The 24,955-nt window shown below is 71.0% G+C and carries 25 protein-coding genes; 13 read left to right on the top strand and 12 right to left on the bottom strand.

Going from position 1 to position 24,955, the window contains the following annotated elements; translation table 11 throughout:
• Positions 1-6 precede the first annotated feature (6 nt).
• The 4 genes from BUQ68_RS16520 to BUQ68_RS16505 form a co-directional block, all read right to left on the bottom strand.
• Positions 7-357, bottom strand: coding sequence for an ArsR/SmtB family transcription factor (locus BUQ68_RS16520; protein ID WP_075217216.1), 351 nt, complete (start codon positions 355-357; stop codon positions 7-9).
• A 353-nt stretch (positions 358-710) separates the two neighbouring features.
• Entirely contained in the window at positions 711-1,505 is a 795-nt protein-coding gene (locus BUQ68_RS16515; RefSeq protein ID WP_075217111.1) for a heme ABC transporter ATP-binding protein, read from the bottom strand.
• 2 nt (positions 1,506-1,507) lie between these two features.
• The gene (locus tag BUQ68_RS16510) at positions 1,508-2,590 is read right to left on the bottom strand and encodes a FecCD family ABC transporter permease (RefSeq protein WP_075217110.1); all 1,083 of its coding nucleotides are present in this window, start codon (positions 2,588-2,590) and stop codon (positions 1,508-1,510) included.
• Positions 2,587-3,480: a heme/hemin ABC transporter substrate-binding protein gene (locus tag BUQ68_RS16505; protein ID WP_075217109.1), complete on the bottom strand. Its 894-nt coding sequence runs from the start codon at positions 3,478-3,480 to the stop codon at positions 2,587-2,589. The genes BUQ68_RS16510 and BUQ68_RS16505 overlap by 4 nt, the downstream gene beginning before the upstream one ends.
• Before the next feature lie 252 nt (positions 3,481-3,732).
• Between BUQ68_RS16505 and BUQ68_RS16500 the strand changes: the two genes are divergently transcribed.
• Together BUQ68_RS16500 and hmuQ are read left to right on the top strand one after the other, a co-directional pair.
• Positions 3,733-6,012 (top strand): TonB-dependent hemoglobin/transferrin/lactoferrin family receptor, encoded by a 2,280-nt coding sequence (locus BUQ68_RS16500; RefSeq protein WP_075217108.1) that lies wholly within the window; start codon positions 3,733-3,735, stop codon positions 6,010-6,012.
• 37 nt (positions 6,013-6,049) lie between these two features.
• Positions 6,050-6,391, top strand: a complete 342-nt coding sequence (gene hmuQ, locus BUQ68_RS16495) for a heme-degrading protein HmuQ (RefSeq protein WP_075217107.1) — start codon at positions 6,050-6,052, stop codon at positions 6,389-6,391.
• An 82-nt stretch (positions 6,392-6,473) separates the two neighbouring features.
• On the opposite strand, the gene BUQ68_RS16490 is transcribed toward hmuQ, so the two are convergent.
• Both BUQ68_RS16490 and BUQ68_RS16485 read right to left on the bottom strand, forming a co-directional pair.
• A complete protein-coding gene (locus BUQ68_RS16490) occupies positions 6,474-7,820 on the bottom strand; it encodes an alpha/beta hydrolase (RefSeq protein WP_075217106.1) in 1,347 nt (448 codons plus the stop codon).
• A gap of 161 nt (positions 7,821-7,981) precedes the next feature.
• Complete coding sequence (locus BUQ68_RS16485; RefSeq protein WP_075217105.1) at positions 7,982-8,407, bottom strand: GFA family protein; 426 nt, start codon at positions 8,405-8,407, stop codon at positions 7,982-7,984.
• A 119-nt stretch (positions 8,408-8,526) separates the two neighbouring features.
• Between BUQ68_RS16485 and BUQ68_RS16480 the strand changes: the two genes are divergently transcribed.
• Together BUQ68_RS16480 and fdhD are read left to right on the top strand one after the other, a co-directional pair.
• Positions 8,527-9,714 carry an acetyl-CoA C-acyltransferase gene (locus tag BUQ68_RS16480; RefSeq protein ID WP_075217104.1) on the top strand — a complete coding sequence of 396 codons (1,188 nt, stop codon included), beginning with the start codon at positions 8,527-8,529 and terminating at the stop codon, positions 9,712-9,714.
• A gap of 68 nt (positions 9,715-9,782) precedes the next feature.
• A complete protein-coding gene (fdhD, locus tag BUQ68_RS16475; protein ID WP_075217103.1) occupies positions 9,783-10,598 on the top strand; it encodes a formate dehydrogenase accessory sulfurtransferase FdhD in 816 nt (271 codons plus the stop codon).
• Positions 10,599-10,619: 21 nt separating this feature from the next.
• On the opposite strand, the gene BUQ68_RS16470 is transcribed toward fdhD, so the two are convergent.
• The 5 genes from BUQ68_RS16470 to BUQ68_RS16450 form a co-directional block, all read right to left on the bottom strand.
• Positions 10,620-11,768, bottom strand: coding sequence for an FAD-dependent oxidoreductase (locus tag BUQ68_RS16470; protein WP_075217102.1), 1,149 nt, complete (start codon positions 11,766-11,768; stop codon positions 10,620-10,622).
• Between the two features lie 10 nt (positions 11,769-11,778).
• Positions 11,779-12,222, bottom strand: coding sequence for a protein tyrosine phosphatase family protein (locus BUQ68_RS16465; RefSeq protein ID WP_075217101.1), 444 nt, complete (start codon positions 12,220-12,222; stop codon positions 11,779-11,781).
• Between the two features lie 118 nt (positions 12,223-12,340).
• Positions 12,341-12,925, bottom strand: coding sequence for an HPF/RaiA family ribosome-associated protein (locus BUQ68_RS16460; RefSeq protein ID WP_245293289.1), 585 nt, complete (start codon positions 12,923-12,925; stop codon positions 12,341-12,343).
• A 147-nt stretch (positions 12,926-13,072) separates the two neighbouring features.
• Entirely contained in the window at positions 13,073-14,296 is a 1,224-nt protein-coding gene (locus BUQ68_RS24565; RefSeq protein WP_075217099.1) for a BON domain-containing protein, read from the bottom strand.
• Between the two features lie 153 nt (positions 14,297-14,449).
• Positions 14,450-15,160 (bottom strand): DUF4142 domain-containing protein, encoded by a 711-nt coding sequence (locus BUQ68_RS16450; RefSeq protein ID WP_075217098.1) that lies wholly within the window; start codon positions 15,158-15,160, stop codon positions 14,450-14,452.
• Between the two features lie 152 nt (positions 15,161-15,312).
• Here BUQ68_RS16450 and BUQ68_RS16445 point away from each other — a divergent pair, with 152 nt between their 5' ends.
• The 9 genes from BUQ68_RS16445 (at position 15,313) to pqqE (ending at position 23,598) form a co-directional block, all read left to right on the top strand.
• The gene (locus BUQ68_RS16445) at positions 15,313-15,972 is read left to right on the top strand and encodes a protein-L-isoaspartate(D-aspartate) O-methyltransferase (protein WP_075217097.1); all 660 of its coding nucleotides are present in this window, start codon (positions 15,313-15,315) and stop codon (positions 15,970-15,972) included.
• A 112-nt stretch (positions 15,973-16,084) separates the two neighbouring features.
• Positions 16,085-17,899: a YbhB/YbcL family Raf kinase inhibitor-like protein gene (locus tag BUQ68_RS16440; protein WP_075217096.1), complete on the top strand. Its 1,815-nt coding sequence runs from the start codon at positions 16,085-16,087 to the stop codon at positions 17,897-17,899.
• Between the two features lie 161 nt (positions 17,900-18,060).
• On the top strand, positions 18,061-19,335 hold the full coding sequence (locus BUQ68_RS16435) for a glycerate kinase type-2 family protein (RefSeq protein WP_075217095.1): 1,275 nt from the start codon (positions 18,061-18,063) through the stop codon (positions 19,333-19,335).
• Positions 19,328-20,074: a trehalose-phosphatase gene (locus BUQ68_RS16430; RefSeq protein ID WP_075217094.1), complete on the top strand. Its 747-nt coding sequence runs from the start codon at positions 19,328-19,330 to the stop codon at positions 20,072-20,074. The genes BUQ68_RS16435 and BUQ68_RS16430 overlap by 8 nt, the downstream gene beginning before the upstream one ends.
• Before the next feature lie 111 nt (positions 20,075-20,185).
• A complete protein-coding gene (pqqA, locus tag BUQ68_RS24450; protein ID WP_139315263.1) occupies positions 20,186-20,263 on the top strand; it encodes a pyrroloquinoline quinone precursor peptide PqqA in 78 nt (25 codons plus the stop codon).
• Between the two features lie 149 nt (positions 20,264-20,412).
• Positions 20,413-21,360, top strand: a complete 948-nt coding sequence (gene pqqB, locus BUQ68_RS16420) for a pyrroloquinoline quinone biosynthesis protein PqqB (RefSeq protein ID WP_075217092.1) — start codon at positions 20,413-20,415, stop codon at positions 21,358-21,360.
• Positions 21,357-22,139, top strand: a complete 783-nt coding sequence (pqqC, locus tag BUQ68_RS16415; RefSeq protein ID WP_075217091.1) for a pyrroloquinoline-quinone synthase PqqC — start codon at positions 21,357-21,359, stop codon at positions 22,137-22,139. Before pqqB ends, pqqC begins: the two co-directional genes overlap by 4 nt.
• Before the next feature lie 38 nt (positions 22,140-22,177).
• Positions 22,178-22,477, top strand: coding sequence for a pyrroloquinoline quinone biosynthesis peptide chaperone PqqD (gene pqqD, locus BUQ68_RS16410; protein WP_075217090.1), 300 nt, complete (start codon positions 22,178-22,180; stop codon positions 22,475-22,477).
• Positions 22,474-23,598, top strand: coding sequence for a pyrroloquinoline quinone biosynthesis protein PqqE (gene pqqE / locus BUQ68_RS16405; protein WP_075217089.1), 1,125 nt, complete (start codon positions 22,474-22,476; stop codon positions 23,596-23,598). The genes pqqD and pqqE overlap by 4 nt, the downstream gene beginning before the upstream one ends.
• Positions 23,599-23,848: 250 nt before the next feature.
• Here the strand turns inward: pqqE and cbbX are convergent, their stop codons facing one another.
• Positions 23,849-24,736: a CbbX protein gene (gene cbbX, locus BUQ68_RS16400; protein WP_075217215.1), complete on the bottom strand. Its 888-nt coding sequence runs from the start codon at positions 24,734-24,736 to the stop codon at positions 23,849-23,851.
• Positions 24,737-24,955 lie beyond the last annotated feature (219 nt).

Below are 24,955 nucleotides of genomic sequence, written 5' to 3'. Positions count from 1 at the left end.
ATTCCCTCAGCGGCAGTAGATGTCGTAGAGCACCGAGATCAGCCGGCGCGCATCGTCGGAGGCGAGCCGGTAGTAGATGGTCTGGCCGTCCCGCCGGGTCGCCACGATGCCGAGGTCGCGCAGGCGCGCCAGATGCTGCGACAGCGCCGACTGGCCGAGCCCGATCGCCTCGGCGAGCGCGCCGACGGACATCTCCTGGTCGACCAGCCGACAGAGCGCCATCAATCGCTTCGGCTGGCCGAGGGCGGCCAGCAGCCGGGCCGCGTGCTCGGCCTTGCCCTCCAGGATCTCCAGGTCGCTCGGCCCGGTCCCGCAAAGGTCCGATGCCGCCGTCCCGGTCAGCGCGTCGTCCGTCATCGCCGTCTCCAAAAAACACTCTCCTCACGTATATTAGAATACTCTAAAATGCAAGGATGGGATGGTCGGCCCAGGGCAATCGCTTGATGGCGCTTGGTCAGGGACTGGCTGCCGGCGGATGCCCCATCCTCGCCGTCATGGTCCGCGAAGGCGGACCACCCACGACTTTGTTATGACCCCAACCCACCCGAAACCGATCGGATTCGCAATTCAATCACGAAAAATGCATGGGTGGTCCGCCTTCGCGGACCATGACGGCGAACGGATCGGATCGACCTGGACGAACATCCCGCTCCGCTTCGTCTCGAGCGATTGCCCTGACGGTCGGTCCGGCACAGGGAGGGGCATGCGGGTCAGGCCGGCGGAGCGGCGAGGCGGGACTGCGGCAGCACGAAGGGCGTGCCGGCCTGCGGCACCCGGCAGACCGTCCCGTGCACCCCGTAGACCGACCCGATCACCCGGTCGGCAAGGGCGTCCGCGGGCGTCCCGTCCGCCACGACACGGCCGCCGTGGAGCACCAGCACCGTGTCGGCGAACTCCGCCACAAGGTTGAGATCGTGGAGCACCGCCACGACCCCGCCGCCGGCGCGGGCAAACCGCTGGGCCACATCGAGCACCGCGATCTGGTGGCGAAGATCCAGGCTGGAGGTCGGCTCGTCCAGGAAGAGGAAGCGCGGCGTATCGCCGTCGACAGGCTCCGGCACCTGGGCGAGGGCGCGGGCGAACTGCACGCGCTGCTGCTCGCCGCCCGACAGATGCTGGTAGAGCCGCCCGCCGAACCCGCCGAGCCCCACCTGACCAAGCGCCCGCTCGGCGATCCGGTCCGGCTCCCGCGTCCCCGAGGCGACAGCGCCCATGCGGACGATCTCGTGCACCGTGAAGGCGAAGGCGAGCGCGGACGCCTGCGGCAGCACCGCCCGGCGGCGGGCGAGCGCCCGCGGCGTCCACGCGCCGATCGGCTGGCCGCCGTAGCGCACCGTGCCGCCGTCCGGCCGGGTCTCGCCGGTGAGAAGGCGCAGGAGCGTCGACTTGCCGGCCCCGTTCGGGCCGATGACGGCGGTGAGCGTGCCCGGCTCCAGGTGGAGCGACACGTCGTCGATGAGGCGCCGTCCGGCGCGCTCCAGCATCAGGCCGTCGGCGTCGATCATGGTCACTCTCCCGAGAGGGGGCCGTTGCGGTGGTTGATCAGGATGGCGAGGAAGACCGGCGCGCCGAAAAGGGCCGTCACGATGCCGATCGGCAGTTCGGCCGGCGCCACCACGAGGCGGGCGGCCGTGTCGGCGAGGAGCAGCAACGCCGCTCCGGCGAAGGCCGAGGCCGGCAGCAGGAAGCGATGGCCGGGGCCGATGGCAAGCCGGATGAGGTGCGGCACCACGATGCCGACGAAGCCGATCGTGCCGGTCACCGCCACGGTGGCGCCGCTCGCCGCCGCCACGCAGACGATCACCACCCGCTTCAGCGTCTGCACCGGCACGCCCATGTGGTGGGCCTCCGCCTCGCCGAGCACCAGGGCGTCGAGCCCGCGGGCGACGAACGGGATGGCGAGGAAGACCACCGCGATGAAGGGCAGGATGGCGAGAATGCGGGCCGGCGTGGCGCCGCCGAGGGAGCCGAGGCTCCAGAAGGTGAAGTCGCGCAGCTGCGCGTCGCTCGCCCCGAACACCATCAGGCCGGTGACCGCGCCGCTGAGCGCGCCGACCGCGATGCCGGCGAGCACCAGCGTTGCCGTGGAGGTCCGGCCCTTGGCGGTGGCGAGCCGGTAGAGCACCAGCGTGTTGACGAGAGCGCCGAGAAAGGCCGCGATCGGCAGGAGGTGCACCCCGAGGAGGGCGGCCAGCGGGCCGAGCACGCCGGCGCCGAGCACGATCACGACCACCGCCGCCGTCGCCGCGCCGGACGACACGCCGACGAGGCCCGGGTCCGCCAGCGGGTTGCGGAAGAGGCCCTGCATCATGGCGCCGGAGACGGCGAGCGCCGCCCCGACGAGCGCCCCGAGCATCGCGCGCGGCAGCCGGATCGCCTCCAGCACCAGCCGCTCCCGGTCGCCCACCGCCGCCGCGCCCTCCGTCAGATAGGTGAGGAGATCGCCGAGGCCGACGCCGGTCGGCCCGGAGGAGACCGACAGCACGCCGGCCGCCAGCGCCAGGAGCAGCGTCCCGGCGGTCACCGCCAGGGCGCGGCCGGTCCGGTCGCCGGACGGCCGGAGGCGGCGGAGGGCGGCCACCTCCGTCACGGCGCGTCGCGCTCCACCACGTCCGGATAGAGCGACGCGGCAAGGTCGCGCGCCGCCTGCGGCGTGCGCGGGCCGAAGCCGAGCAGATAGAGCGCATCCATGGAAACGAAGCCGGCCTTCTCGGCGGCCGGCGTGCCGGCAAAGCCCGGCGAGGCGAACACGTCCGTCGCCGGGATCTCCGCGCCGGGCCGTGCCATCACCAGCACCACGTCGGGGGCCGCGGCCAGCACGGCCTCGTCCACCATGGGCTTGAAGCCGTCCACGTCGGCGGCCGCGTTGACGCCCCCGGCAAGGCGGATCATGGCGTCGGCCGACGTGCCAGCGCCGCCGACCGTCGCCCGCCCGTTGGCGAGCGAGAGCACGAACAGCACCCGCTTCGGCACCTCCACCCGCGCCACGTCGGCCGCCAGCGCCTCGAAGTCCGCCGCCACCTGGTCGGCCAGCGCCTCGGCCTTGTCCTCCACGCCGAGGGCACGACCGACGGCCCGGATCTTCGCCTGGAGACCCTCCGGGCTCACCTCGTCCGGCACGTCGGCGATGGCGATGCCGCTCGCCTTCAGCACCGCCAGGGCGTCCGGTGGGCCGGCCCCGTCCTGGAGGAGCAGAAGGTCCGGGTTGACCGAGAGAAGCCCCTCCGCCGACAAGGCCCGGTAATAGCCGACCTTCGGGAGGGCGCCTGCCTCAGTGGGGAAGTAGCTGGTCGTGTCTACCGCCGTCAGCCGCGCGTCCTCGCCGAGCGCATAGACGATCTCCGTCACGGCGCCGCCGACCGACACCACGCGGCGCGGATCCGCCGTCGCGGCGATCGCGGCGGCGGCGCCGAAGGTGAGCAAGGTGGCGCCGGCGACGGCGAGCCAATGGCGGCGGAGACGGGCGAGGGAAGGGGACATGGGGGCCTCAAGGCAAAGCGCATCCGGGCCGTGCGCCGGAGGCGGACGGTCGGTCGGGTCATCGGGGTGAAGGTCGCGAGGGGTTCGCGACAAATAACTTGACTCTGATACTCACCTTTAAGTACCAGCGCAAGTGTCAGCCATGGACGGCCGCTCCCTGACCCGGCCCGCCCCGCCAGCACTTCCTTTCCCTTTCCCATCACCCGTGTCCCACCGCCGCCCGCGGTGCGCGTCCTGGCGACAGAGGAACCCATGCCCGTGCTGCCATCGTCCGTTGTCCGGCTCCATCGCGTCGTCCGCCTGTCCGTACTGGCGGCTGGCACCGCCCTTGTCTCCCCCGCCGCCGCCCTCGCCCAGACGGCCGCCCAACCGGCCGAGGTCGGAGCGGAAACGACGGCGGAGGCCGACGACCCGGTGGTGCTCGATCCGGTGACGCTGCGCGGCGCCGCCCCTGCCGCCGCCCCCGGCGCCATGCCGTCCACCACAACGGTGGAGCGCCAGGAACTCGACCGGGCGCAGGTGAACAGCCTGACCGACCTTGCCCGCCGCACCGCCGGCGTCGCCTTCAACCGGCGCACCAACAGCGTGAACATCCGCGGCCTGGAGGGCCCGCGCGTGCTCACCACCGTGGACGGCATCCGCATCCCCTACCTGCAGGACGGCGCCCGGCAGGCGAACGGCGGCACGGACAGCTTCGACTTCGACAGCCTGTCCACCCTCGACCTGATGCGCGGCGCCGACAGCAGCACCTTCGGCTCCGGCGCCCTCGGCGGCGTCGTCGCCGTGCGCACCCTCGACCCGGAGGACCTCCTGCCGGGCGACAAGACCCTCGGGGTCCTCACCAAGTCCGGCTATGATTCCGCCGACGACAGCTGGTTCGGCAACGCCGCCGTGGCGACCCGGGTGGCGGACACCTTCCTCCTCGTCCAGGGCGGCTATCGACGCGGCCACGAGACCGACAACCAGGGCAGCGTCGGCGGTGTCGGCGCCACCCGCTCCCTGCCGAACCCGGAGGACTACGACCAGATCAGCGGCCTCGTGAAACTGCACCAGCACTTCGACGGCGGCCACCGGGTGGGCCTCACCGGCGAGATGTTCGAGCGCGACGAGGACTTCGACGGCCGCACCACCCAGACCCTCACCGGCAACTACCGGCCCGGCGACTACCGGAACGGCGAGGCGGTGGTACGCCAGCGCGTGTCGCTCGACTATGTCTACGAGGCGCCGGAGGACGGCCTGGTGGACGCGGCGCGGGCCATTCTCTACTGGCAGCGCCTCGTGCGCACCGCCACCGTGGACGCCTACCGCACCACCTCCGTCGTCGGCGACTTCACCCGCGAGAACGACGTGGAGGACACCGGCTTCGGCTTCAACGGCGACGCCACCGCGCGCTTCGAGACCGGCGTCGTCACCCACCGGTTGACCGCCGGCCTCGACCTCTTCGCCGGCGAGACCACCCAGTATTCCGCCGGCACGGACAGCTGTCCGGCTACAGGCCCCTACACGGGCCGCTACGTCGCCTGCAACAACTTGCACACCAATCAGGCCGACATGCCGGCCGTCGACACCCGCTCCGTGGGTCTCTTCGTGGAAGACGAGATCGGCCTCGCGCCGGGTTTCCGGCTGACGCCGGGCCTTCGCTTCGACTGGTATTCCGCCGACCCCAAGCTGACCGACGACTACGCGAACAGCGCCGCCTACACGGGCGAATTGCCATCATCCTCAAGCGATTGGGCCATTTCGCCCAAGCTCCTCGCCGAATACGACATCGCCCCCGACGTCGTCCTATACGGCCAGTATGCGGCCGGCTTCCGGGCGCCGACCGTCAACGAGCTCTACCTGCGCTTCGGCGCGGAGGGCACCTATCTGCGCACCGGCAACCCGGACCTGGAGGCGGAGACGAGCAACGGTTTCGAGGTCGGTGTTCGCTACGAGGGCGAGCGCTACAAGGCGGCGCTCGTAGCGTTCGACACCCGCTACAAGAACTTCATCGACACGGTGCAGATCGCCCCGCCCGGCGGCCTCTACCCCCAGGGCGGCATCGTCGGCTACGAGAATATCGCGAACGCCCGCATCTACGGCCTGGAGGCGAGCGCCAGCGTCGACATCACCGAGAACTGGCGCGCCTTCGCCTCGCTCGCCGTCCAGCGCGGCAAGGACACGGACGCGGACGTCTACCTCGACAGCATCCCGCCACTCCAGGCCATCCTCGGCCTCGGCTACGCCACCGAGACCTGGGGCGTTGACGTGCTCACCAAGCTCGCCGCCGCCCGCGACGACGTGGACAGCGGCTTCAAGGCGCCCGGCTACGGCGTCGTCGACCTCACCGGCTGGTACGAGCCCAAGCAGGTCAAGGGCTTGCGCATCGCCGCCGGCGTCTACAACCTCTTCGACCAGACCTATTACGACGCCCTCAACGTGCCGGACCCGACCGGCACCGGCGCACCCGGCTCGACTGGCCTCGCCCAGCCGGTGGAGTACTATTCCGAGCCCGGACGCTCGTTCAAGCTCACCGCCACCCTGCAGTTCTGATCCCGCCTATCCCTCAACCGACAGAAAGGCATCCGCCATGTACATCGCCATGAACCGTTTTCGTGTGATCCGCGGCGAGGAGGAAACCTTCGAGACGCTCTGGAAGACCCGCGAGCGCCACCTCAACACGGTCCCCGGCTACCTGGAGTTCCACCTCCTCCGCGGCCCGGCCCACGACGACCACACCCTCTACGCCTCCCATACGGTGTGGGAGAGCTTCGAGGCCTTCCAGGCCTGGACCAAGTCGGAGCAGTTCCGCCAAGCGCACGCCCGGGCCGGCAGCACCAAGCCGCTCTACCTCGGCGGCCCCCAGTTCGAGGGCTTCCAGGCGGTGATCATGGAGAACCGCGCCGGCGAAACCGTCGACAGCGCGGCCTGACCGCCCGCCGCACCCTATGCGCAAAACGGCCGCCGGATCGCTCCGGCGGCCGCATGCGTCTGTGGAGGGGGCTCGCGCCGGATTACTGTTGCGCCGGACGCGCCTCCGGCTCGTTCGCCGGCGTCACCGCGCCGGTGGCGGCGTCGTCCGAGCCGCCCGTCGCCGCCGCATTGCCGGCGTTGGACGGGGCCGTGTCGAAGGCGCTCCGCAGGTCGTCCGCGACCAGCTGCTGGGCCGTCTCGGCGTCCTCCACCACGGCGTTCATGCCGAAGAACTCGTGCGTCACGCCGAGGTATGTGCGGCCGTTCACCGGCACGCCGGCGGCCTGCAGCTTGTTGGCGAGCTGCTGGCCCTCGGTCTGCAGCGGGTCGATCTCCGCCGTGATCAGCGTGGTCGGCGGCAAGCCGGAGACGTCCGCCTCGTCGACGAGGTCGAGGCGCGGATCGGACATCTGGTCGTCGTTCGCCAGGGTCTGTTCCACGAACCAGCCCATCATGGCCTTGTTCAGCGGCTTGGCGTCCGCATTCTCCATGTAGGATCGGGTCTCCATGTCGGTTCCGGCCACCGGATAGATCAGCACCTGGTGCACCGGCATAGCCAAGTTCTGCTCGCGCGCGGCGATCGAGACGTTGATGGCGAGGTTGCCGCCGGCGCTCTCGCCCATCACGGCCACCTTGGACGGGTCGCCGCCCCAGTCGTCCGCGTTCTCCAACACCCACTTGTAGGCCGCGATGGCGTCGTCATGGGCGGCCGGGAACTTGTGTTCCGGCGCCTGGCGATAATGCGCCGACACCACGATGGCGTTGGCCTTCTCGGCGATCGCCCGGGCGCTCGCATCATAGGTGTCGATGTCGGCGATCACCCAGCCGCCGCCGTGGAAATAGAGCACCACCGGCAGCTGCCCCTCGGCATTCGCCGGCTTGTAGACGCGGGCCGGGATCTCGGTCTCGGCGCCCTGGAAGCTCACGTCCTCGGTCGTCACGGCGTCGGACGGCGCGGCGCTGTCGCCGCGGTCCTCCAGCACCTTCTTCACCGCGGCGGCCGGGGTCGGCTGCTCGCGGGCATCACCCGGCGAAAGGTCGGCGATCGGCTTGGGGTTCAGCCCGGCGAGCGCGTCGAGCACGGTCTTCATGTCGGCATCGGCGCGCGCCATCGGATCGGCCGCGATGGCGGCGGACTCCGCGGCGGTCCGGGTCGCATCGCCGGCGTTGCCGCCGCCGGTGGAGGCTGCGGCACCGCCGCGCGACGGAGCGTCGAGGCCCGTCACCGGATCGTTGCCGGGCGTCATCTGCTCGATGGTGCCGGCGTCGTTCTCGGTCTCGGTCGGGTTGATGGTGGTGGCGCCGGGCTGGGTGGTCTGGGCCAGGGCAAGGGTCGACGTGCCGACCGACAGGGCGATCGCCAGGGCGGCGAGGGAAGCGGGTTTCATGAGCAGCTCCAGGTGTTTCGGTGCACGCCCGCGTGGCGCGCCTCTCCCTGGAAACGACCGCCGCAGCGCACCGTTCCGAACCTTCCCGATCAGCATTGCTCACGATGATTTGCGCACTTCCCGATGGTGCCCGGCGACCCGGACCCGGAACCCGCTCCGCCTCATTCCACCGGCGGCACAGCCCCGCAGGAGACCGACCACCACCCCGGTCGGGATGCCTCGAAGGAGTGGCTCTCGGGCCTCAGCGCCGGATCGTCAGGCACATCGAACGCCCCCACGACCAGCGCCACCACCGGCGCATCGTCCAGCGCCCCGAGCGTGCTGCCGCACGTCGGGCAGAAGGCGCGGCTCGACCCGGCGGAGGACCGCCAGCGCGCCGGCGGACCGGCCGGTCCGGTCCAGGCGACGGCCTCGGCCGGGTACTCCACCCAGGCGACGGTGAGCGCGCCGGAATGCCGCCGGCACTGCCCGCAGGAGCAGGTGTGCGGAAAGCCGGGCGCGCCGCGCGCGCTGAACCGGACCGCCCCGCAAAGGCACCCGCCGGTCCTCACGATTGCGACGCCCGCGGCCGTGGTCTCCTGGTCCATGCGCTCCCCCGCCCGCGAGATATCCACCCCTCGGTCAGCCTGGATGATGCGCAGTCTTGCGCTCTGGACGGGCCCCGCCAGCGTGCGTCAAACTGTCTCGGGGGCGAGGGAGGTGCATCATGACCACGCGCGACGTCGTTCTCTGCAGCCCGGTGCGCACGCCCGTCGGCGGCTTCAACGGCAGCCTGAAGGGCGTGCCGGCCGTCGACCTCGGCGCGACCGCCATCCGCGGCACGCTCACCCGGGCCGGGCTCGATCCGTCCTGTCTCTCCGGGGTCGTCATGGGCAACGTCGTCCAGGCCGGCAACCGCATGAATCCCGCCCGCCAGGCGGCGATCGGAGGCGGCGTGCCCGTGTCTGTACCGGCCGTCACCGTCAACCGGGTCTGCGGCTCCGGCGCGGAGGCTATCGCGTCCGCCGCCCGCGAGGTCTGGCTCGGCCTCGGCGACGCTCTGGTGGCCGGCGGCATGGAGAACATGGACCGAGCCCCGTACCTGATCCCCGGTGCCCGGTTCGGCCACCGGCTCGGCCCCGGCGACCTCCTCGACGCCATGCTGACCGACGGCCTCCACGACGCCTTTTCCGGCCGCCATTCCGGCTGGCACGCGGAAGACCTGGTCGCCCGCATGGAGATCAGCCGCGAGGCGCAGGACCGCTGGGCGGCCCGCTCCCAGCAGCGCTTCGCCGCCGCGGCCGCCGCCGGCGCGTTCGAGGCCGAGATCGTGCCCGTCGCCGTGCCGGGCAAGGGTGGCGCGACCACGTCCTTCGAGGCCGACGAAGCGCCCCGTCCCGACACCACGGCGGAAAGCCTCGCCCGCCTGAAGCCCGCCTTCCGCGACACCGGCACCATCACTGCCGGCAATGCCCCCGGCCTCAACGCCGGCGCCGCCGCCATGATCGTCGCCGACCGCGCCTATGCGGACCTGCACGGCTTTGCGCCCTTCGGCCGGCTGGTCGCCTACGGCCTTGCCGCGGTGGAGCCGGAGCTCTTCGGCCTCGGCCCCGTGTCCGCCGTCACCCAGGCCCTCGACCGGGCCGGCTGGACGCTCGCCGACGTCCATCGGGTGGAGATCAACGAGGCCTACGCGGCCATCGCCCTTGCGGTCATGCGCGCGGTCGGCTTCCCGGAGGCGATCGTCAACGTGGAGGGCGGCGCCATCGCCCATGGCCACCCGATCGGCGCCACTGGTGCGCTCCTCACCACGCGCATTTTGCACTCCATGCGGCGCGACGGCCTGAAGCGCGGCATCGTCACGCTCTGCATCGGCGGCGGCCAGGGCATTGCACTCGCCGTCGAGGTGATCTGACCGGCGGCGCGGACGGGCTACCCATCGGCCGTCCGCGCCCCTACATTGGCGGCGAAGAGGAAGCCCCGATGACGTCCGTCCGTGTCGACACCCTCAGCGTCTCCCCGAAGGCCCATGAGCCGCGCGACCGCGTGGTGCCGGACGAGACGCCCATCGCCCTCGTCCACGACGGCGCCACCCACGCCGTCATGATGGCGACGCCCGCCGACCTGGAGGACTTCGCCGTCGGCTTTTCGCTGAGCGAAGGTGTCATCGGCGCGCCGTCCGACATCCGCGACCTGGAGATCGTCGAGCACGACGAGGGGTTCGAGCTGCGGATGTGGCTGGTCCCCAACCTTGGCCGGGTCGTCGCCGAACGGCGGCGCCTGATCGCCGGGCCGACGGGCTGCGGCCTCTGCGGCGTGGAGAGCCTGCAGGCCGCCTGCGCGCCCGCCCGCCTCGTCGGCGCCGGCGGCACGGTCTCGCGCGCCGACATCGCCGCCGCCATGGACGCCATGTCGGACGTCCAGACCCTCGGCCGCGCCACCCGCGCCACCCACGCCGCCGGCTTCTGGCGGAAAGGGGAGGGGCTCCTCGCCGTCCGCGAGGACGTCGGCCGCCACAACGCCCTCGACAAGCTGATCGGCTACACTGCCCGCGCCGGCGTTTCCACCCACGACGGCATCGTGGTGATCACCAGCCGGGTGTCGATCGAGATGGTGCAGAAGACCGCCGTCCTCGGCGCCCCGGTCCTTGCCGCCATCTCGGCCCCGACCGCCCTCGCGGTCCGCACCGCCGACGCCGCCGGCATCACCCTCGCCGCCATCGTCCGCGGCGACAGCTTCGAGGTCTTCACCCACCCCCACCGCATACTCCCCGAACCGGCGCTCGCTGCGGCGGGTTGAGGGCGGACATCCAACGCCCCGTCACCCCATGAACCGGGCCATGAAGGCGCGGTCGATGTGGTCCTTCCAGCGCCAGACCCAGCGGCCGGAGACAGCCAGGCGGGAGCCGCGACCGCCGATGGCGTTGCCGTCGCCGGTGGTCATCAGCACCAGCCAGTCCGTCTGGGCTCGGAACGGCCGGAGCGGTTTGCCGGCAAGAGCGCGGGCGAGATTGTCGGCGAGCACCGGCCCTTGCCGGACGGCGAACACGCCGGCCTTCTGGTTGGGATTGTTGGCGACGGTGGCGCAATCGCCGACGGCGAACACGGCCGGGTCGGTCAGGCTCTGAAGGGTGAAGCGGGTGAGCAGGCTGCCGTCCGGTCCCGTCGGCAGGCCGAAGTCGGCGAGGAAGGCGGGCGCGCGGGCTTTCGTCGAGATCACCACCCGGTCGGCCGGGAGCCGCTCACCGGCCTCGGTCACGGCGCCGTCCGCGCTCACGGCGGCGATCCGCACGCCTTCGCGAACCACGATCCCCCGCTCGGCGAGGGCGGCCCGCGTCCGGCGGCGCAACCCGGCGTTCAGGGATTTCAGAAGCGGGCCCGAGGTCGCCAGCACCAGCGAAACCGCGTCCGGATCCGCCCCGATGGCGACGCGATCGGCTCGCAGCCGTGCGCGAAGCGCGAAGGCGAGTTCCACACCGGCCGGTCCGCCGCCGACGATCAGCAGCCGAACCGGTCCGCCGTCCCTTGCGGCGGCGCTGCGAAGATCTGAGAGCTTGTCGAGGAAGCCGCCGATCGGCTTCACGGCGACGGCGAGGCTGTCGGCGCCCGCAATGCCCGAAAGGTCGGGCGTGATGCCGACGTCGAACGAGACGAGATCGTAAGGCACGGCCGTGCTTCCCGCCGTCCGCACCTGCCGGCCCGCCCGGTCGAGACCCGTCGCCGCCGCCTGGACGAAGCGGGTGCCGGTGGCGGCCGCGAGGCGGTCGAGATCGATGTGCATCTCGTCGCGGTCGTAGAGCCCGGCCACGTGGCCGGGCAGCATGCCCGAGTAGGGCGTCCGCGCGTCGGGCGAGACGAGGGTCAGCCTAGCGTCCGGCCAGGGTCGCCCCGCCGCCCGGGATTCGGCGAAGGCGGTCATCACCTGCACGTGGGCGTGACCACCGCCGACGAGCACCACCTCGCGCGGCATCGCGCCGGCCTCAGCGGGCCGCGTCGGCGAGCGCCTTGATCAGCGGGGCGTGGGGGGCGAGGTCGTAGCCGCCCTTGGCGGCGTCGCCGATCACCTCCGGCAGCGGCTTGCCGTTGGCGACGGCGGCGGCGGAATAGATGATCGACGAACGGGTGCCGCTGCGGCAGAAGGCCAGCACCTTGCCGGTCTCGGGGTCGGCGAGAAGGCCGGCGAGCGCTTTCACCTGGTCGGGCGTCATGTTGGTGCCCTGGAAGGGCAGGTGCACGAAGGCGAGCCCGTTGGCCTCCGCCTCCGCGGCCACTTCGGCGGCCGTCGGCTGGCCCGGGTCCTCGCCGTCCGGCCGGTTGCTCACGATGGTCCGGTAGCCGGCCTCCGCCGCGGTCTTCAGGTCGGCGAGGGCGATCTGCGGGGCCACGGCGACGTCTTGGGTGAGCGGCCGGAAGGGACTGGTCATGGGCGATAATCTCCGACGGATAAGGGTCCGCGCGACCATAGACCATCGCCGGCGCGGCGGCCAAGCGCCGGGGCGAGCCGAAGCCCGCCCGGGCGCCCGGATGCGTCGGGCCGTTTCGTCAGACCACTTTGGCCTCCTGGCCGATCCGTCGCACGCTGCTCGCCTGCGGCCCCATCGGCCCCTCGGAGGTGGCGACGGTGATCACAACGGTCTCGCCGACCGAAAGGTCGTCGTAGGAGCCGCTGACCACCGCGTTGCGGGTGAAGTAGAGGTCCGCCGATCCGGCCACCTCGATGAAGCCGTAGTTCTGCTCGGGGAAGAGCCGCACCACGCGGCCGCTGGTGCCGGCGCCTTCGTGCACCTTCACCTCCCCGCGGCGGATGGCGTTGTGGTCTTCCAACTGGCGTTGCACCTTGTCGAAGGCGCGGTTCACCACGGTGGTGTGGTCGTTCTTGCTGTCGTGCCGCTCTTCCTGGTCCTTGGCGACGATGCTCTTGGAACCCGGTACCTCCACCTCGACCGAGATGCCGATCGGCACCTTGCCGCTGGCCGGAGCCCGGTGCGGCACCTCCACCAGCACCCGGCAGCCGACGATGTGGTGGTGGTAACGCTCCAGCTTGGCCACCCGTTCGCGAATGAGCGCTTCCAGGAACGCGGAGCTCTCCAGGTTCTTGAAGGCGATCTGCAGCGGTACGTCCATCATGGTCTCCTGGCTGGACTGATCGGAGGGGGAGGGGTGCAAGGCCGTTTGCGCGCCCGGCCGGTGCCGGGGGACGGCCGCTGGCGCGCCCGGCCGAGAAAAGGGCGGGGCCGCTTGCGGTCCCGCCTCGCTCCGCCTGGCCAAGTGGCCTCAGTGTTGCCGGTTGGTGGTGCCGCCGGTCGATCCGGTGTCGGACCCGGTCACCGAGGCGGTGCCGGACGCGGCTCCTGACGAGGTCGACGGGCTGGCGGTGCCGGCCGGAACGCCGCCGGCCTGCATGCCGCTCGAGCGTCCGCTCGTGGCGCCGGTCTCGCCGGTGGTGCCGCCGATCCCGGACGTGGAGCCGCCCATGCCGCCGGCCGCCGGCCGGTTCGGCTGGTCCGTGGACCGGATGCGCAGATTGTTCTGGCAGTGGAGAACGCCCGAGACGCTTTCCGCCAGATCTTCCGCGTGGCGTTTGGCCTGGCGGCTGTCCACGGTCCCGGTGAGGGTGACCTCGCCGTCCTTGACCTCCACGTCGATCTCACGGGCGTCCAGCATGGGATCGTCGGTCAGCCGATCGTTGATGTCGTCATGGATCCGCTGGTCCGACCGCCGGTAGCCGCGCGGACCGCGCCCGCGATGCTCGCCCGCGCTCTGGACAGGGCCCTGGCCCTGGTGGCCGCCCTGTTCACCCAGGCGCTGCCAGCCCGGCCGGTCGCCGGTCGGGCCGCCCCACCAGCCCTGGTCGTCGCGCCGGTTGCCGTAGCCGCGCTCCTCGTGGAAGGCGCCCTGCTGGCCGCGGAAGTCGCCGGACGCGTAGCCCGGCTCCACATAGCCGCCGGCAAACCCGCGTCCGCCGCCCGCAAGGCCGCCGCCACGCTCCATGCCGCCGCCTTCCAGGCCGCCGCGCCGGTCCATGTTCACCCGCTCGCCACGATACGCGGCGCCGTAGCCGCCGACGTCCGACTGGCCGGATCCGCCGTAGCCGCCGCCGCTGGACCCGCGGCCGCCGCTCGACGCCACGCCGCGTCCGCCGCCGCCATAACCGCCGCCCTCAGCGCCGCCGCCGAACGACGGGAAACCCGGCTGGCTGCGGCCGCTCCCGTAGCGCGGCTCGCTGCGGTCCACGTCGCCGGCGCCGGTGCCGTAGTCGTTGCGGAAGTCGTCGTCCGGGCTGTGCCAGCCGCTGTCGGAGACGCTGCCGGCGCCCTGGTTGCTCCAGCCGCCGCCCTGATAGCCGCGGTCCAGGTAGCCGTCGTCGTTGGAGCGACCGCCGCCCTCGCGGCCGCGGTAGGACCCGTAGTCGCCGCCTTCGCGGCCGCGGGAGCGCGGGTCGACCTGCCGGAAGCGGTCGTCCGGACGGTCACGTTGATCACGCCAGTCCTGAGCCATGGATCTCTCCTTGAAGCATTTCCGGCCTGCGGGCGGCGCGTCGCGGCACTGGGGCCGCGACGGGGTCGCCCGGGTCGTGTGGGACGGGAGCCGCGCGAGGCCGGACGGTCGCGGATCCCGGCGTTGGCCGGCTGAAGGCGGGCTTCGGCCGCCTTACTGGGGCTGCGACTGCGACGCGCCGCTGCCCTGCAAAGGATTGGTGCCAGCAGGCGGGGTGCCGTCCGACGACATGCCCTCGCTCTCCGGCCCGCCCACGGCGCCGGTCGGCGTGCCGCCGCCCTCCGGGGCGCCCGGCAGTTCGGAGACGTGCGCCAAGTGCTGCTGCAGCACCGGCAGGGTCTCGGCCGCGAAGGCCTTGATGGCCGACTGGTCGCCGCTCTCCGCGTAGGAGTTGAACAGCCGCACAGCCTCCTGGTGGGCCTGGTACTGGGCGCGCACATAGGCCTCGTCGAAGGTGCCCTCGGCGCGCGCGATCTGGTCCAGCATCTCCTTGTGCCGCATGTCGAGATCGCCTTCCGTTTCCGGCATGGCGGTCGGCTGCAGGCCGGCCTGCTGGACGGCGGCGCGCATCTTCTCGCCGGCGGCCGTATGATCTGCGATCATCTGGGCGGCGAAGGCCTTCACCTGCGGGTCGCTGGCCTGCTGTTCGGCGAGCCGGCTCGACAGGATCTCGAACTGGTTGGAGCTGCTGGCAAGCCGCAGGAAGGTCGGGGTGTCCACCTTCATCGCATCGCCGGTCTGGGCGATGGCGGGCGTATTGGTCGGCACCTCGGTGGGGGTGGTCTGCGAGATCGCCGGAACGGTCACCATCACCATGGCGGCGACGGTGCAAAGGGCGGCGAGCCGAAGCGAACGAAGGGTCATGGATCTCTCCTCGTGAACACGGGATCGCGCTTGTGCGGCGAGGGACCCGTTCTTGCATCGGCAACACTTGGTCAGGCGAGAAAGTTCCTTTTTCAAGAGCGACTTAGCTTCAGCTTAAGGCACCAGCCGAGGTCCACGCCAAAGGTGTTCCCATGACGATCGAAGACGACCGGCGGCGGCTGGTCACCCAATTACGGGCCGAGGGAATCGTCGACGCACGCGTGCTCGCCGCGATGGCATCGGTTCCGCGCGAGGCCTTCGTGCCGGCCGACATTCGCCACCACGCCTACGAGAACGTGGCTCTGCCGATCGGCGCCGGGCAAACCATCTCGCAACCCACCATCGTCGCCCTGATGGCCGAGGCGGCGTGCCTCCGGCCCACCGACAGGGTGCTGGAGATCGGCACCGGGTCCGGCTATGGCGCCGCCGTGCTCGCCAGCCTCGCCGGCCGCGTGGTCTCGGTGGAACGGCTGGACGCGCTTGCGGACGGCGCCCGCGAACGGCTGTCGGCCGAGGGCTTCGGATCGGTCCGCGTGGTGGTCGGCGACGGCACCCTCGGCTGGCCCGCCGGGGCGCCCTACGATGCCATCGTGGTCACCGCCGGCGGACCGGACATCCCGGACCCGCTCATCGATCAGCTCGCGCCAGGCGGGCGCCTGATCATCCCGGTCGGCCCGAAGCCCTCACGCCTCGATCTCGTCCGCCTCACCCGTACCGCCGACGGCTCGCTCGCCCGCGACTCCCTCGGCCCCGTCGCCTTCGTGCCCCTCGTTGGCGCGCATGGGTGGGCCGAGACCCCGCCGGATGCTTAGACGGCTCGCTTCAGGCCGCTCCGCCCTCCCGTTTTCGTGATCGTGCACCCGGATCCATTCGCCGTGGGTCCTGTTCGGCAGAGGCCCACACTCTGGACGGGATTTCTCGCGCATGACCTTGACGACCGCCCCGCGCCTCCTCGCGCGCGCCGCCCTTCTCCTCGCCGCCGGCACGGCGCCCGTGGTCGCCCAGCCGGTCGGCTCGGTCGGCCAGTATTCCGATGCCACCATCACCGGCACCGTGCTCGAACCGCGAAAGCTGGAGCTGCCGGCCGACGAAATGGCCGCGCTCCTGCGCGCGCCCGACGGGTTCGAGGTCTCGGTGTTCGCCTCCGACCTCATCAACCCGCGGATGCTGGCGGTTGCCGAGGACGGTACCGTCTACGCCACGCGCCGCACCGTCGGCGACGTCATCATGATGCGCGACGAGAACGGCGACGGCCGTGCCGACGACGTGCGCACCGTGGCGAGCCGGCCGAACATGCACGGTATCGCCATCGACGGGCGGACCGTCTACCTCGCCACCGTCAACGACGTCTACACGGCGCCGATCAATGACGACGGCACCTTCGGCGAGCTCACCCGCATCATCAACGACCTGCCGGACGCCGGCCAGCATCCGAACCGCACCCTGGCGGTCGGCCCGGACGACCGGCTCTACATCTCGGTCGGCTCCACCTGCAACGCCTGCGCGGAGAGCAGCCCGGAGAGCGCCACGCTCCTCCGCGCCGCCAAGGACGGCACCAGCCGCACCATCTTTGCGAAAGGCCTGCGCAACACCATCGGCTTCGCCTTCGCGCCGGAGACCGGCACCTTCGTCGGCTTCGACCACGGCATCGACTGGCTGGGCGACGAGGCGCAGATCGAGGAGGTGAACGTCATCGAGGAGGGCAAGGACTACGGCTGGCCCTACATCTACGGCATGGGCGACTTGAACCCGCAGGACAATCCGCCCGAAGGCCTCACCCTGGAGGACATGCGCGCGCAGAGCACCAATCCGGTGGTCGGCTACACGCCCCACGCCGCTCCTATGCAGATGGCCTTCTACGACGGTACCGGCTTTCCCGAGGAATACCGCGGCGACGCCTTCGTCGCCATGCGCGGCTCCTGGAACCGGCGTCCGCCGAGCGGCTACGAGATCGCCCGCATCCGCATGGACGACACCGGCCGGCCGACGGTGGTGGAGCACTTCCTGGAGGGCTTCCTCATCCAGCAAGAGGACGGCAGCTATGGCTTCCTCGGCCGCCCCACCGGCCTTGCGGTGACGCCGGACGGAGCCGTGCTCGTCTCCGACGACACCAACGGCGTGATCTACCGCGTGTCCCACACCGGCGCTGACGGTCAGGCCTCGGCCACCCCGACGACCGGCAGTGCATCCTCGCCGGCGACCGGTGCCACCGAGCAGCCGCGGGACGGCAAGATCGCCATCGCGATGGTGGAGCCGAGCGGCGACGCCAGCCTCTCCGTCTCGTCCGCCTTCGCCGCCGACCAGTCCATTCCGGCCCGGTACTCGGCCGATGGCGACAACGCCTCGCCGCCTGTTTCTTGGGACGGCGCGCCGGAGGGCACCCGATCCTTCGTCCTTGTCATGGACGACCCGGACGCGGACCAGCCGAAGCCCTTCACCCACTGGATCGTCTACGACGTGCCGGCCGAGGTCACATCGCTGCGCGAAGGCCTGCCGACGACCCCCATCCTGCAGCAGCCGGAAGGCCTCAAGCAGGGCGTCAACTCCATGGGCGCCACCGGCTACTTCGGTATGAAGCCGCCCGTCGGCGATGAGGCCCACCGCTACCACGTCCAGGTGTTCGCCCTCGACAAGACCCTCGACCTGAAGCCCGGCGCCACCCGCCAGGCGGTGCTGGACGCCATGAAGGGCCATGTGCTCGCCGCCGGCGAGATCGTCGGCACATTCGCCCGCAACTGAGCCAACCCATGCGGCCGGGGACCCCGCCCCCGGCCGCACCGTCCTGCCCGCCCCATGTTTCGCCGCTGCGACACGACGCGGTCTCGACGGCGGTCTCGTCTCGTTTCATCGGATGGTGTAGGTCCAGGAGGCCGCATCCCATCCTGGGGAGGAGACGAAACGTGACGACCGATCCGCGCGCATTCCTGAAATCCCTCTACGATGCCGCCGTGGCGGCCGCGGACCCGGCGGAGGTGATCGGCACCTATCTGCCGGCGCCGGTGAAGGGGCGCACGGTGGTGGTCGGCGCCGGCAAGGCCTCCGCCGCCATGGCGGCGGCCTTCGAGGACGCCTGGACCGCCAAAGGCTATGGCCCGGTGGAGGGCCTCGTCGTCACGCGCTACGGACACGGCCACTCGACCCGTTTCATCGAGATCGTCGAAGCCGCCCATCCGGTGCCGGACGAGAAGGGCGCCGCAACGGCCGGCCGCATCTTCGACCTCGTCAAGGATCTCGGGCCGGACGACCAGGTGGTCGCGCTCATCTCCGGCGGCGGCTCGTCGCTGCTCTCGCTCCCGCCGGACGTCATCGGCAAGGAGGCCAAGCGGGCGGTGAACAAGATCCTGCTCGCCTCCGGCGCGTCCATCCACGAGATGAACTGCGTGCGCAAGCACCTGTCGCTCATCAAGGGCGGCCGGCTCGCCCGTGCCGCCCATCCGGCGCGGGTCGTCTCGCTCGTCCTCTCCGACATCCCGGGCGACGACCCGGCGCTCGTCGCCTCAGGCCCGACCATTCCGGACGGCACCACCCGCGCCGACGCGCTCGCCATCGTGGAGCGCTACGGCATGGACCTGCCGCCCGCCGCCCGGGCCTGGCTCGACAGCCCCGAGGCCGAGGCCCCGAAGCCGACCGACCCGGATTTCGCCGGCGACAGCCACCACGTGATCGCCGCCGCCCAGATGTCTCTCGACGCCGCCGCCGCGAAGGTGCGCGAGGCCGGCCTCACGCCCTACATCCTCTCCGATTCCATCGAGGGCGAGGCGCGCGACGTGGGCGAGGTGCACGCCGCCCTCGTCCGGCAGGTCGTCGCCAAGGGCCAGCCCTTCGCCCGCCCGTGCGTGATCCTCTCCGGCGGCGAGACCACCGTGACGGTGCGCGCCAAGGGCCGGGGCGGGCGCAACGCGGAATTCCTTCTCGCCTTCGCCATCGGCATCTGCGGCGTGCCCGGCGTCACGGCGATCGCCGCCGACACGGACGGCATCGACGGCTCGGAGGACAACGCCGGCGCCTTCTGCGACACCACCTCGTCCGACCGGCTGTTCGCGTCCGGCACCAATCCGAAGGCTTTCCTCGCGGGCAACGACGCCTATACTGCCTTCATGACGCTCGGTGACCTCTTGGTGACGGGGCCGACCCGTACCAACGTCAACGACTTCCGAGCCATCCTGATTGAGTGACCTCCAAGCCCTTGCCGGGCGGCTGCCGCCGCCGGACCGCCTCGCCCTCTTCCTCGACGTGGACGGCACCCTGATCGGCGCCACCCACGACGCCCGGGAGCACGGCATCACGCCCGCGCGCATCGCGCTCCTCGACAGCCTGAGGCAGCGCCTCGGCGGCGCGCTCGCGGTCCTCACCGGCCGCACGGTCGAATCGGTCGACCGCTTCCTCGCGCCTCTGGTGCTGCCCTGCGGCGGGCTCCAGGGCGCGGACCGGCGCTACGCCTCCGGCAAGCGGGTCATGCCGGTCCTCACCGCCGAGGAGCGGCGCCTGTTCGAGGGGATCGTGGAGGACGTGGCCGCCTTCTTCCCGAACGTGGAGATCGAGTGGAAGCCCGGCGGTCTCAGCCTCGTCTACACGGAGGGCGTCGCCTACATCGGCCAGCTCCACGCGCTCCTGACCGACCGCGTCAACGGCGAGTTCAAGGTGATGCGCGGGCGCGTCGCCATCGACATCGTGCCGCTCGACGCCCACAAGGGCCACGCGCTCGATGCCTTCATGGCGACCGAGACCTTCACCGGCCGCGTGCCGGTCCACATCGGCGACGACACGCCGGACGAGCCGGCCTTCCGGGCGGCCCGGACGGCGGGCGGTTTCGGCATCTCCGTCCACCGCCGCTCGCCGGATGCGGCCCACGTGATCGGTTCGGAGAGCGAAACCTGGGCCCTGCTCGACGCCTACCACGATCGATATAAGTGATTGTTCGCAAGGGCTTCCCGCGGTGCGCCACATCATTACATCGATTTAATTTGCAAGACGGCCAGGATCGGGAAAAAGTCCCACTGTCAGCCAAACACACAGGAGGAAACTATGGCCTGGACTGCTCCGAAGATCGAAGAGATGTGCGTTGGCATGGAAATCAACATGTACTTCCCGCCGGAAGTCTGATTTCCAATGTCGTCTCGCGCCCCGAAAGTGCTCTCCGGCTTGGCGAAATCATCAGGCCGGATGAGTTCTGCTCCTGGTCTTGCGATCGGGGACATTGACTCGCTGACGAAGTCTGAACGCTTCGTTGCGAACTGCTTTCGGGTGACGAGATGAGCACGGGGCACGGAGCCGCCAACGGGCGGCTTCGGGCTCTGGTTCTCGGCGCCGCGGCCGGTGGGGGCTTCCCCCAGTGGAACTGCAACTGCGCCAACTGCGCCGACGTCCGGCGCGGTGTGAAGGACCTGGAGCCGCGCACCCAGTCCTCCCTGGCGGTCACCGCCAACGGTGCCGACTGGGCCATCCTCAACGCCTCCCCCGAGATCACCACTCAGCTCATCCGAACCCCGGCGCTGCATCCGGCCGATCCGGCCGTGGTCGGGCGCCGGCACACGCCGATCCACACGGTCCTGATCACCAACGGTGACATTGACCATGTGACCGGCCTGCTGGGGCTGCGGGAGAAGCAGGCGTTCCGGGTCCTCGGCACCGCCGAGATCCTGGGCGTCATCGACCAGAACCCCATCTTCCAGGCGCTCGACCGGACTCTCGTCCGCTTCGAGCCCGTCGCTCTCGACACGCCCTTCACCCTGGTGCCGGGCGTCACCGCCACGCTCTTCCCGGTGCCCGGCAAGGTGCCGCTCTACCTGGAAGGCGAGACGGTGGTGACGGACCTCGAAGGCGAGAACACCGTCGGCGTCGATCTCGTCGGCCCGTCCGGCGAACGCGTCGCCTACGTTCCCGGCTGCGCCCGCATGACGGCGCGCCTCAAGGACCGACTCGCCGGCGCGGACGTCGTCTTCTTCGACGGCACCGTCTTCACCGACGACGAGATGATCACCGCCGGCGTCGGCCAGAAGACCGGCCGCCGCATGGGACACATGGCCATGAGCGGACCGGACGGGTCCATCGCGGCCTTCGAGGACGTGCCGGTGAAGCGCCGGATCTTCGTCCACATCAACAACACCAACCCGGCCCTCCGGGAGGGATCGTCCGCGCGCCGGACGGTGGAGGAGGCGGGGTGGGAGATCGCCACCGACGGAATGGACGTCACCCCATGACGATGGCCCACGACACCGACCGCACCCCGATGACCGCCGCCGACCTGGAGGCCGCCCTGCGCAAGATCGGCGCTGAGCGCTACCACAGCCTGCATCCCTTCCATAAGAAGCTGCACGGCGGCCAGTGCACCCTCGATCAGGTGCGCGCCTGGGCGCTCAACCGCTACTGCTACCAGTCCATCATCCCGCAGAAGGACGCCGCCCTGATGGCGCGCTGCGAGGACCGCGCGCTGCGCCGGGAATGGCTGCACCGCATCACCGACCACGACGGCCTCGACGGCGGGGAGGGCGGCATCGACCGCTGGCTGATGCTGACCGACGGCCTCGGCTTCGACCGCGCCTATGTCATGTCCAAGCGCGGCGCCCTGCCGGCCACCCGCTTTGCCACCGAGGCCTATCTGCACTTCGTCCGCGACCGATCCCTCCTGGAAGCGGTCGCCTCGTCGCTGACCGAGCTCTTCGCCCCGCAGCTCCACGAGGAGCGTATCTCCGGCATGCTCGGCCACTACGACTTCATCAACGAGCGCGTCATCGCCTACTTCCGCCGCCGCCTCGACCAGGCGCCGCGCGACGCCACCTTCGCGCTCGACTACGTGCTGAAGAACGCCCGCACGGTGGATGAGCAGCAGGCCGCCCTCGGCGCGCTCACCTTCAAGACGGAGGTGCTCTGGGCCCAACTCGACGCCCTCTGGCTCGCCTATGTGGACCCCGCCATGCCGGCGCCCGGCGCCTGGCGCCCCGGCGAGGGCATGGCCGTCACCCGCGAGGCGGCCGAGTAGGGCTCGCCTCGACGCCTCGAACCCGCGCAAGGACCCCGATGACCGCCACGCCCGAGGACCGCCTGCCCGACACCGCCGTTCCGCGCATCGCCCGCGGTGTCCGCCTGCGCTTCGACGAGGCGCGCGAGACGCACATGCTGCTCGCCCCGGAACGCGCCGTGAAGGTGGACCCGATCGCCGCCGCCATTCTCGGCGAGGTGGACGGCACGCGCACCTTCGCGGCGATCGTGGGGGTCCTCGCCGAGAAGTACGCCGCCCCCCGCGAGCAGATCGCCGGCGACGCCCGCCGCATGCTCGTGGACCTGATGGACAAGCGCATGCTGGAGATCGCGCCATGAACGCGCCCGTCGTTTCGCCGGATCCCGTGAAGGCCGTCCGCCGCGTGCCGCCGCCCATGGCCATGCTGGCGGAGCTCACCCACCGCTGCCCGCTGAAGTGCCCCTACTGCTCCAACCCGCTGGAGATGGTGAAGCGCGCCGACGAGCTTACCACCGAGGAGTGGACGAGCGTCCTCACCCAGGCCGCCGCCATGGGCGTGCTCCACGTCCACTTCTCCGGCGGCGAGCCGGCCGCCCGGCGCGACCTGGAGGCCCTCGTCACCGTCGGCCGCGAGGTCGGCCTCTACACCAACCTCATCACGTCGGGCGTCGGCCTCACCGAGGCGCGCGTGAAGGATCTCTCCGCCCGCGGCCTCGACCACGTGCAGCTCTCCATCCAGGGCACCGACGCCGAAACCGCCGATCTGGTCGGCGGTTACCGCGGCGGCTTCGACCATAAGATGAAGGTTGCCGCATGGATCGGCGCCGAGGGCCTGCCGCTCACGGTCAACGCCGTCATGCACCGGCGCAACCTCCACAAGGTGCGCGAGACCATTGACCTTGCGGTGAAACTCGGCGCCCGCCGCATCGAGATCGCCAACACACAGATCCACGGCTGGGCGGTGAAGAACCGCGCCGCCCTGCTGCCGACGCGCGCCATGGTGGACGCCTGCACGGCCGTCGTGATGGAAGAGCGCGAGCGGCTGAAGGGTATCCTCGTCATCGACTACGTGCCGCCGGACCATCACTCCATCTACCCGAAGGCCTGCATGGGTGGCTGGGGCCGGGTCGGCATCAACATCGAGCCGAACGGCACCGTGCTGCCCTGCCACGCGGCGGCCACCATCCCGCACCTCACCTTCGAGAACGCGCGCGACACGCCGCTCGCCTGGATCTGGAACGAGAGTGCGTCCTTCAACGCCTACCGCGGCACCGACTGGATGCAGGAACCCTGCCGCTCCTGCGAGCGCAAGACCGTCGACTTCGGCGGCTGCCGTTGCCAGGCCATGGCCTACGCCGGCGACGCCGCCGCGACCGACCCCATGTGCATCAAGTCGCCGCTCCGCGACACCATCCGGGCGCTGACGGAAGCCGAAAGCGAAGTCGGCGAGATCCCCGCCTACGAGTACCGCACCCTCTGAGGGCAGGGCGGCGTTTGGGGGCAGGGCGGGCCGGACCCACTACGTCCTCCTCCATCGTCATGGTCCGCTTCAGGCGGACCAAGACGATGGAGGGTGGTCGGTGGCGCGCAGGGCGCTTGCCGACTGCTGATCAGCATTTCCGTCAGGATCGGTCCGACACCCGGAGCCCGATCCTCATCGATCGTCATGGTCCGCGCAGGCTGACCACCCACGCCTTCCCGTCCTCCCCGTAACCGCTGCCACTCTCGGCTCACCCCGCCAGCCGCCCCCCTTGGGTCAGCACCCGGCTCTTCAGGATGTCTGCCGCCTCGATGGTCGACAGCGCGTCCGCGCCGGTCTCGCCGTCCGCTTCCTCCAGCAGCCGGTTGGCCTGCCGGAGCTTCGCCCGGTCGAGCGCGTTGCGGATGCTGCGGGCGTTGGCGAAATGCGGCTGCGTGCGCCGGGCCGCCACATAGGCGGCGAACGCCGCCCGGCCGGCGTCCGACAGCCGGTAGGCCTGCCGCGCCAGCATCCGCTCGGCGATCTCGATCAGCTCGCCGTCCGCGTAGTCCGGAAAGTCGATGTGGTGGGCGATGCGTGAGCGGAAACCCGGATTGCTCTCGAAGAAGGTCTCCATCCGCTTGCCGTAGCCGGCGAGGATCACCACCAGATCGTCCCGCTGGTTCTCCATCACCTGCAGCAGGATCTCGATCGCCTCCTGGCCGTAGTCGCGCTCGTTCTCCGGCCGGTAGAGATAATAGGCCTCGTCGATGAAGAGCACGCCGCCCATGGCCTTCTTGATGACGTCGCGCGTCTTCGGCGCCGTGTGGCCGATGTACTGGCCGACGAGATCGTCGCGGGTGACGGAAACCAGGTGCCCCTTGCGGATATAGCCGAGCCGGTGGAGAAGGCTCGCCATCCGCATCGCCACGGTGGTCTTGCCGGTGCCGGGGTTGCCGGTGAAGCTCATGTGCAGGGTCGGCGTCTCGTGCACGAGCCCCAGTTCCGCCCGCGCCCGGTCGACCAGCAACAGCGCCGCGGTCTCGCGGATCCGGCTCTTCACGGGCTTCAGGCCGACGAGCTCGCGATCGAGCTCGGCGAGCACCGCCGCAACGCCGGAGTCCTCGAAGGCCCTGCGAAGATCGACGCCGCCCGTCATGCCGGACGGGCCCCGGCGGCGCGGGATGATACCGGAGGCCTGGACACTGGACCCACCTTCCGTGCTGATCGGCAACCCCCCGACCATCCACGCATTTCAGCCGAAGGGGAAGGGGGCGAGTGGTCCGACCCCGCCACCCCCATCGTCATGGTCTGCGAAGGCCGACCACCCACGCATCCTTCGCCGGCGGCAAAGCGTGGCTGGTCCGCCTTCGCGGAC

This window comes from Mongoliimonas terrestris (genome assembly GCF_001927285.1).
Lineage (GTDB): Bacteria > Pseudomonadota > Alphaproteobacteria > Rhizobiales > Pleomorphomonadaceae > Chthonobacter > Chthonobacter terrestris.
The sequence above is the reverse complement of the archived record's forward strand: the minus strand, read 5'-3'. Positions and strand labels throughout refer to the sequence as shown.

Excerpts from the sequence above, each read along its gene's own strand:
- BUQ68_RS16520 (WP_075217216.1), bottom strand. The coding sequence starts at position 357 with ATGACGGACGACGCGCTGACCGGGACGGCGGCATCGGACCTTTGCGGG.
- BUQ68_RS16515 (WP_075217111.1), bottom strand. The coding sequence starts at position 1,505 with ATGATCGACGCCGACGGCCTGATGCTGGAGCGCGCCGGACGGCGCCTC.
- BUQ68_RS16505 (WP_075217109.1), bottom strand. The coding sequence starts at position 3,480 with ATGTCCCCTTCCCTCGCCCGTCTCCGCCGCCATTGGCTCGCCGTCGCC.
- BUQ68_RS16500 (WP_075217108.1), top strand. The coding sequence starts at position 3,733 with ATGCCCGTGCTGCCATCGTCCGTTGTCCGGCTCCATCGCGTCGTCCGC.
- hmuQ (WP_075217107.1), top strand. The coding sequence starts at position 6,050 with ATGTACATCGCCATGAACCGTTTTCGTGTGATCCGCGGCGAGGAGGAA.
- BUQ68_RS16490 (WP_075217106.1), bottom strand. The coding sequence starts at position 7,820 with ATGAAACCCGCTTCCCTCGCCGCCCTGGCGATCGCCCTGTCGGTCGGC.
- BUQ68_RS16485 (WP_075217105.1), bottom strand. The coding sequence starts at position 8,407 with ATGGACCAGGAGACCACGGCCGCGGGCGTCGCAATCGTGAGGACCGGC.
- BUQ68_RS16480 (WP_075217104.1), top strand. The coding sequence starts at position 8,527 with ATGACCACGCGCGACGTCGTTCTCTGCAGCCCGGTGCGCACGCCCGTC.
- fdhD (WP_075217103.1), top strand. The coding sequence starts at position 9,783 with ATGACGTCCGTCCGTGTCGACACCCTCAGCGTCTCCCCGAAGGCCCAT.
- BUQ68_RS16470 (WP_075217102.1), bottom strand. The coding sequence starts at position 11,768 with ATGCCGCGCGAGGTGGTGCTCGTCGGCGGTGGTCACGCCCACGTGCAG.
- BUQ68_RS16465 (WP_075217101.1), bottom strand. The coding sequence starts at position 12,222 with ATGACCAGTCCCTTCCGGCCGCTCACCCAAGACGTCGCCGTGGCCCCG.
- BUQ68_RS16460 (WP_245293289.1), bottom strand. The coding sequence starts at position 12,925 with ATGATGGACGTACCGCTGCAGATCGCCTTCAAGAACCTGGAGAGCTCC.
- BUQ68_RS24565 (WP_075217099.1), bottom strand. The coding sequence starts at position 14,296 with ATGGCTCAGGACTGGCGTGATCAACGTGACCGTCCGGACGACCGCTTC.
- BUQ68_RS16450 (WP_075217098.1), bottom strand. The coding sequence starts at position 15,160 with ATGACCCTTCGTTCGCTTCGGCTCGCCGCCCTTTGCACCGTCGCCGCC.
- BUQ68_RS16445 (WP_075217097.1), top strand. The coding sequence starts at position 15,313 with ATGACGATCGAAGACGACCGGCGGCGGCTGGTCACCCAATTACGGGCC.
- BUQ68_RS16440 (WP_075217096.1), top strand. The coding sequence starts at position 16,085 with ATGACCTTGACGACCGCCCCGCGCCTCCTCGCGCGCGCCGCCCTTCTC.
- pqqA (WP_139315263.1), top strand. The coding sequence starts at position 20,186 with ATGGCCTGGACTGCTCCGAAGATCGAAGAGATGTGCGTTGGCATGGAA.
- pqqB (WP_075217092.1), top strand. The coding sequence starts at position 20,413 with ATGAGCACGGGGCACGGAGCCGCCAACGGGCGGCTTCGGGCTCTGGTT.
- pqqC (WP_075217091.1), top strand. The coding sequence starts at position 21,357 with ATGACGATGGCCCACGACACCGACCGCACCCCGATGACCGCCGCCGAC.
- pqqD (WP_075217090.1), top strand. The coding sequence starts at position 22,178 with ATGACCGCCACGCCCGAGGACCGCCTGCCCGACACCGCCGTTCCGCGC.
- pqqE (WP_075217089.1), top strand. The coding sequence starts at position 22,474 with ATGAACGCGCCCGTCGTTTCGCCGGATCCCGTGAAGGCCGTCCGCCGC.
- cbbX (WP_075217215.1), bottom strand. The coding sequence starts at position 24,736 with ATGACGGGCGGCGTCGATCTTCGCAGGGCCTTCGAGGACTCCGGCGTT.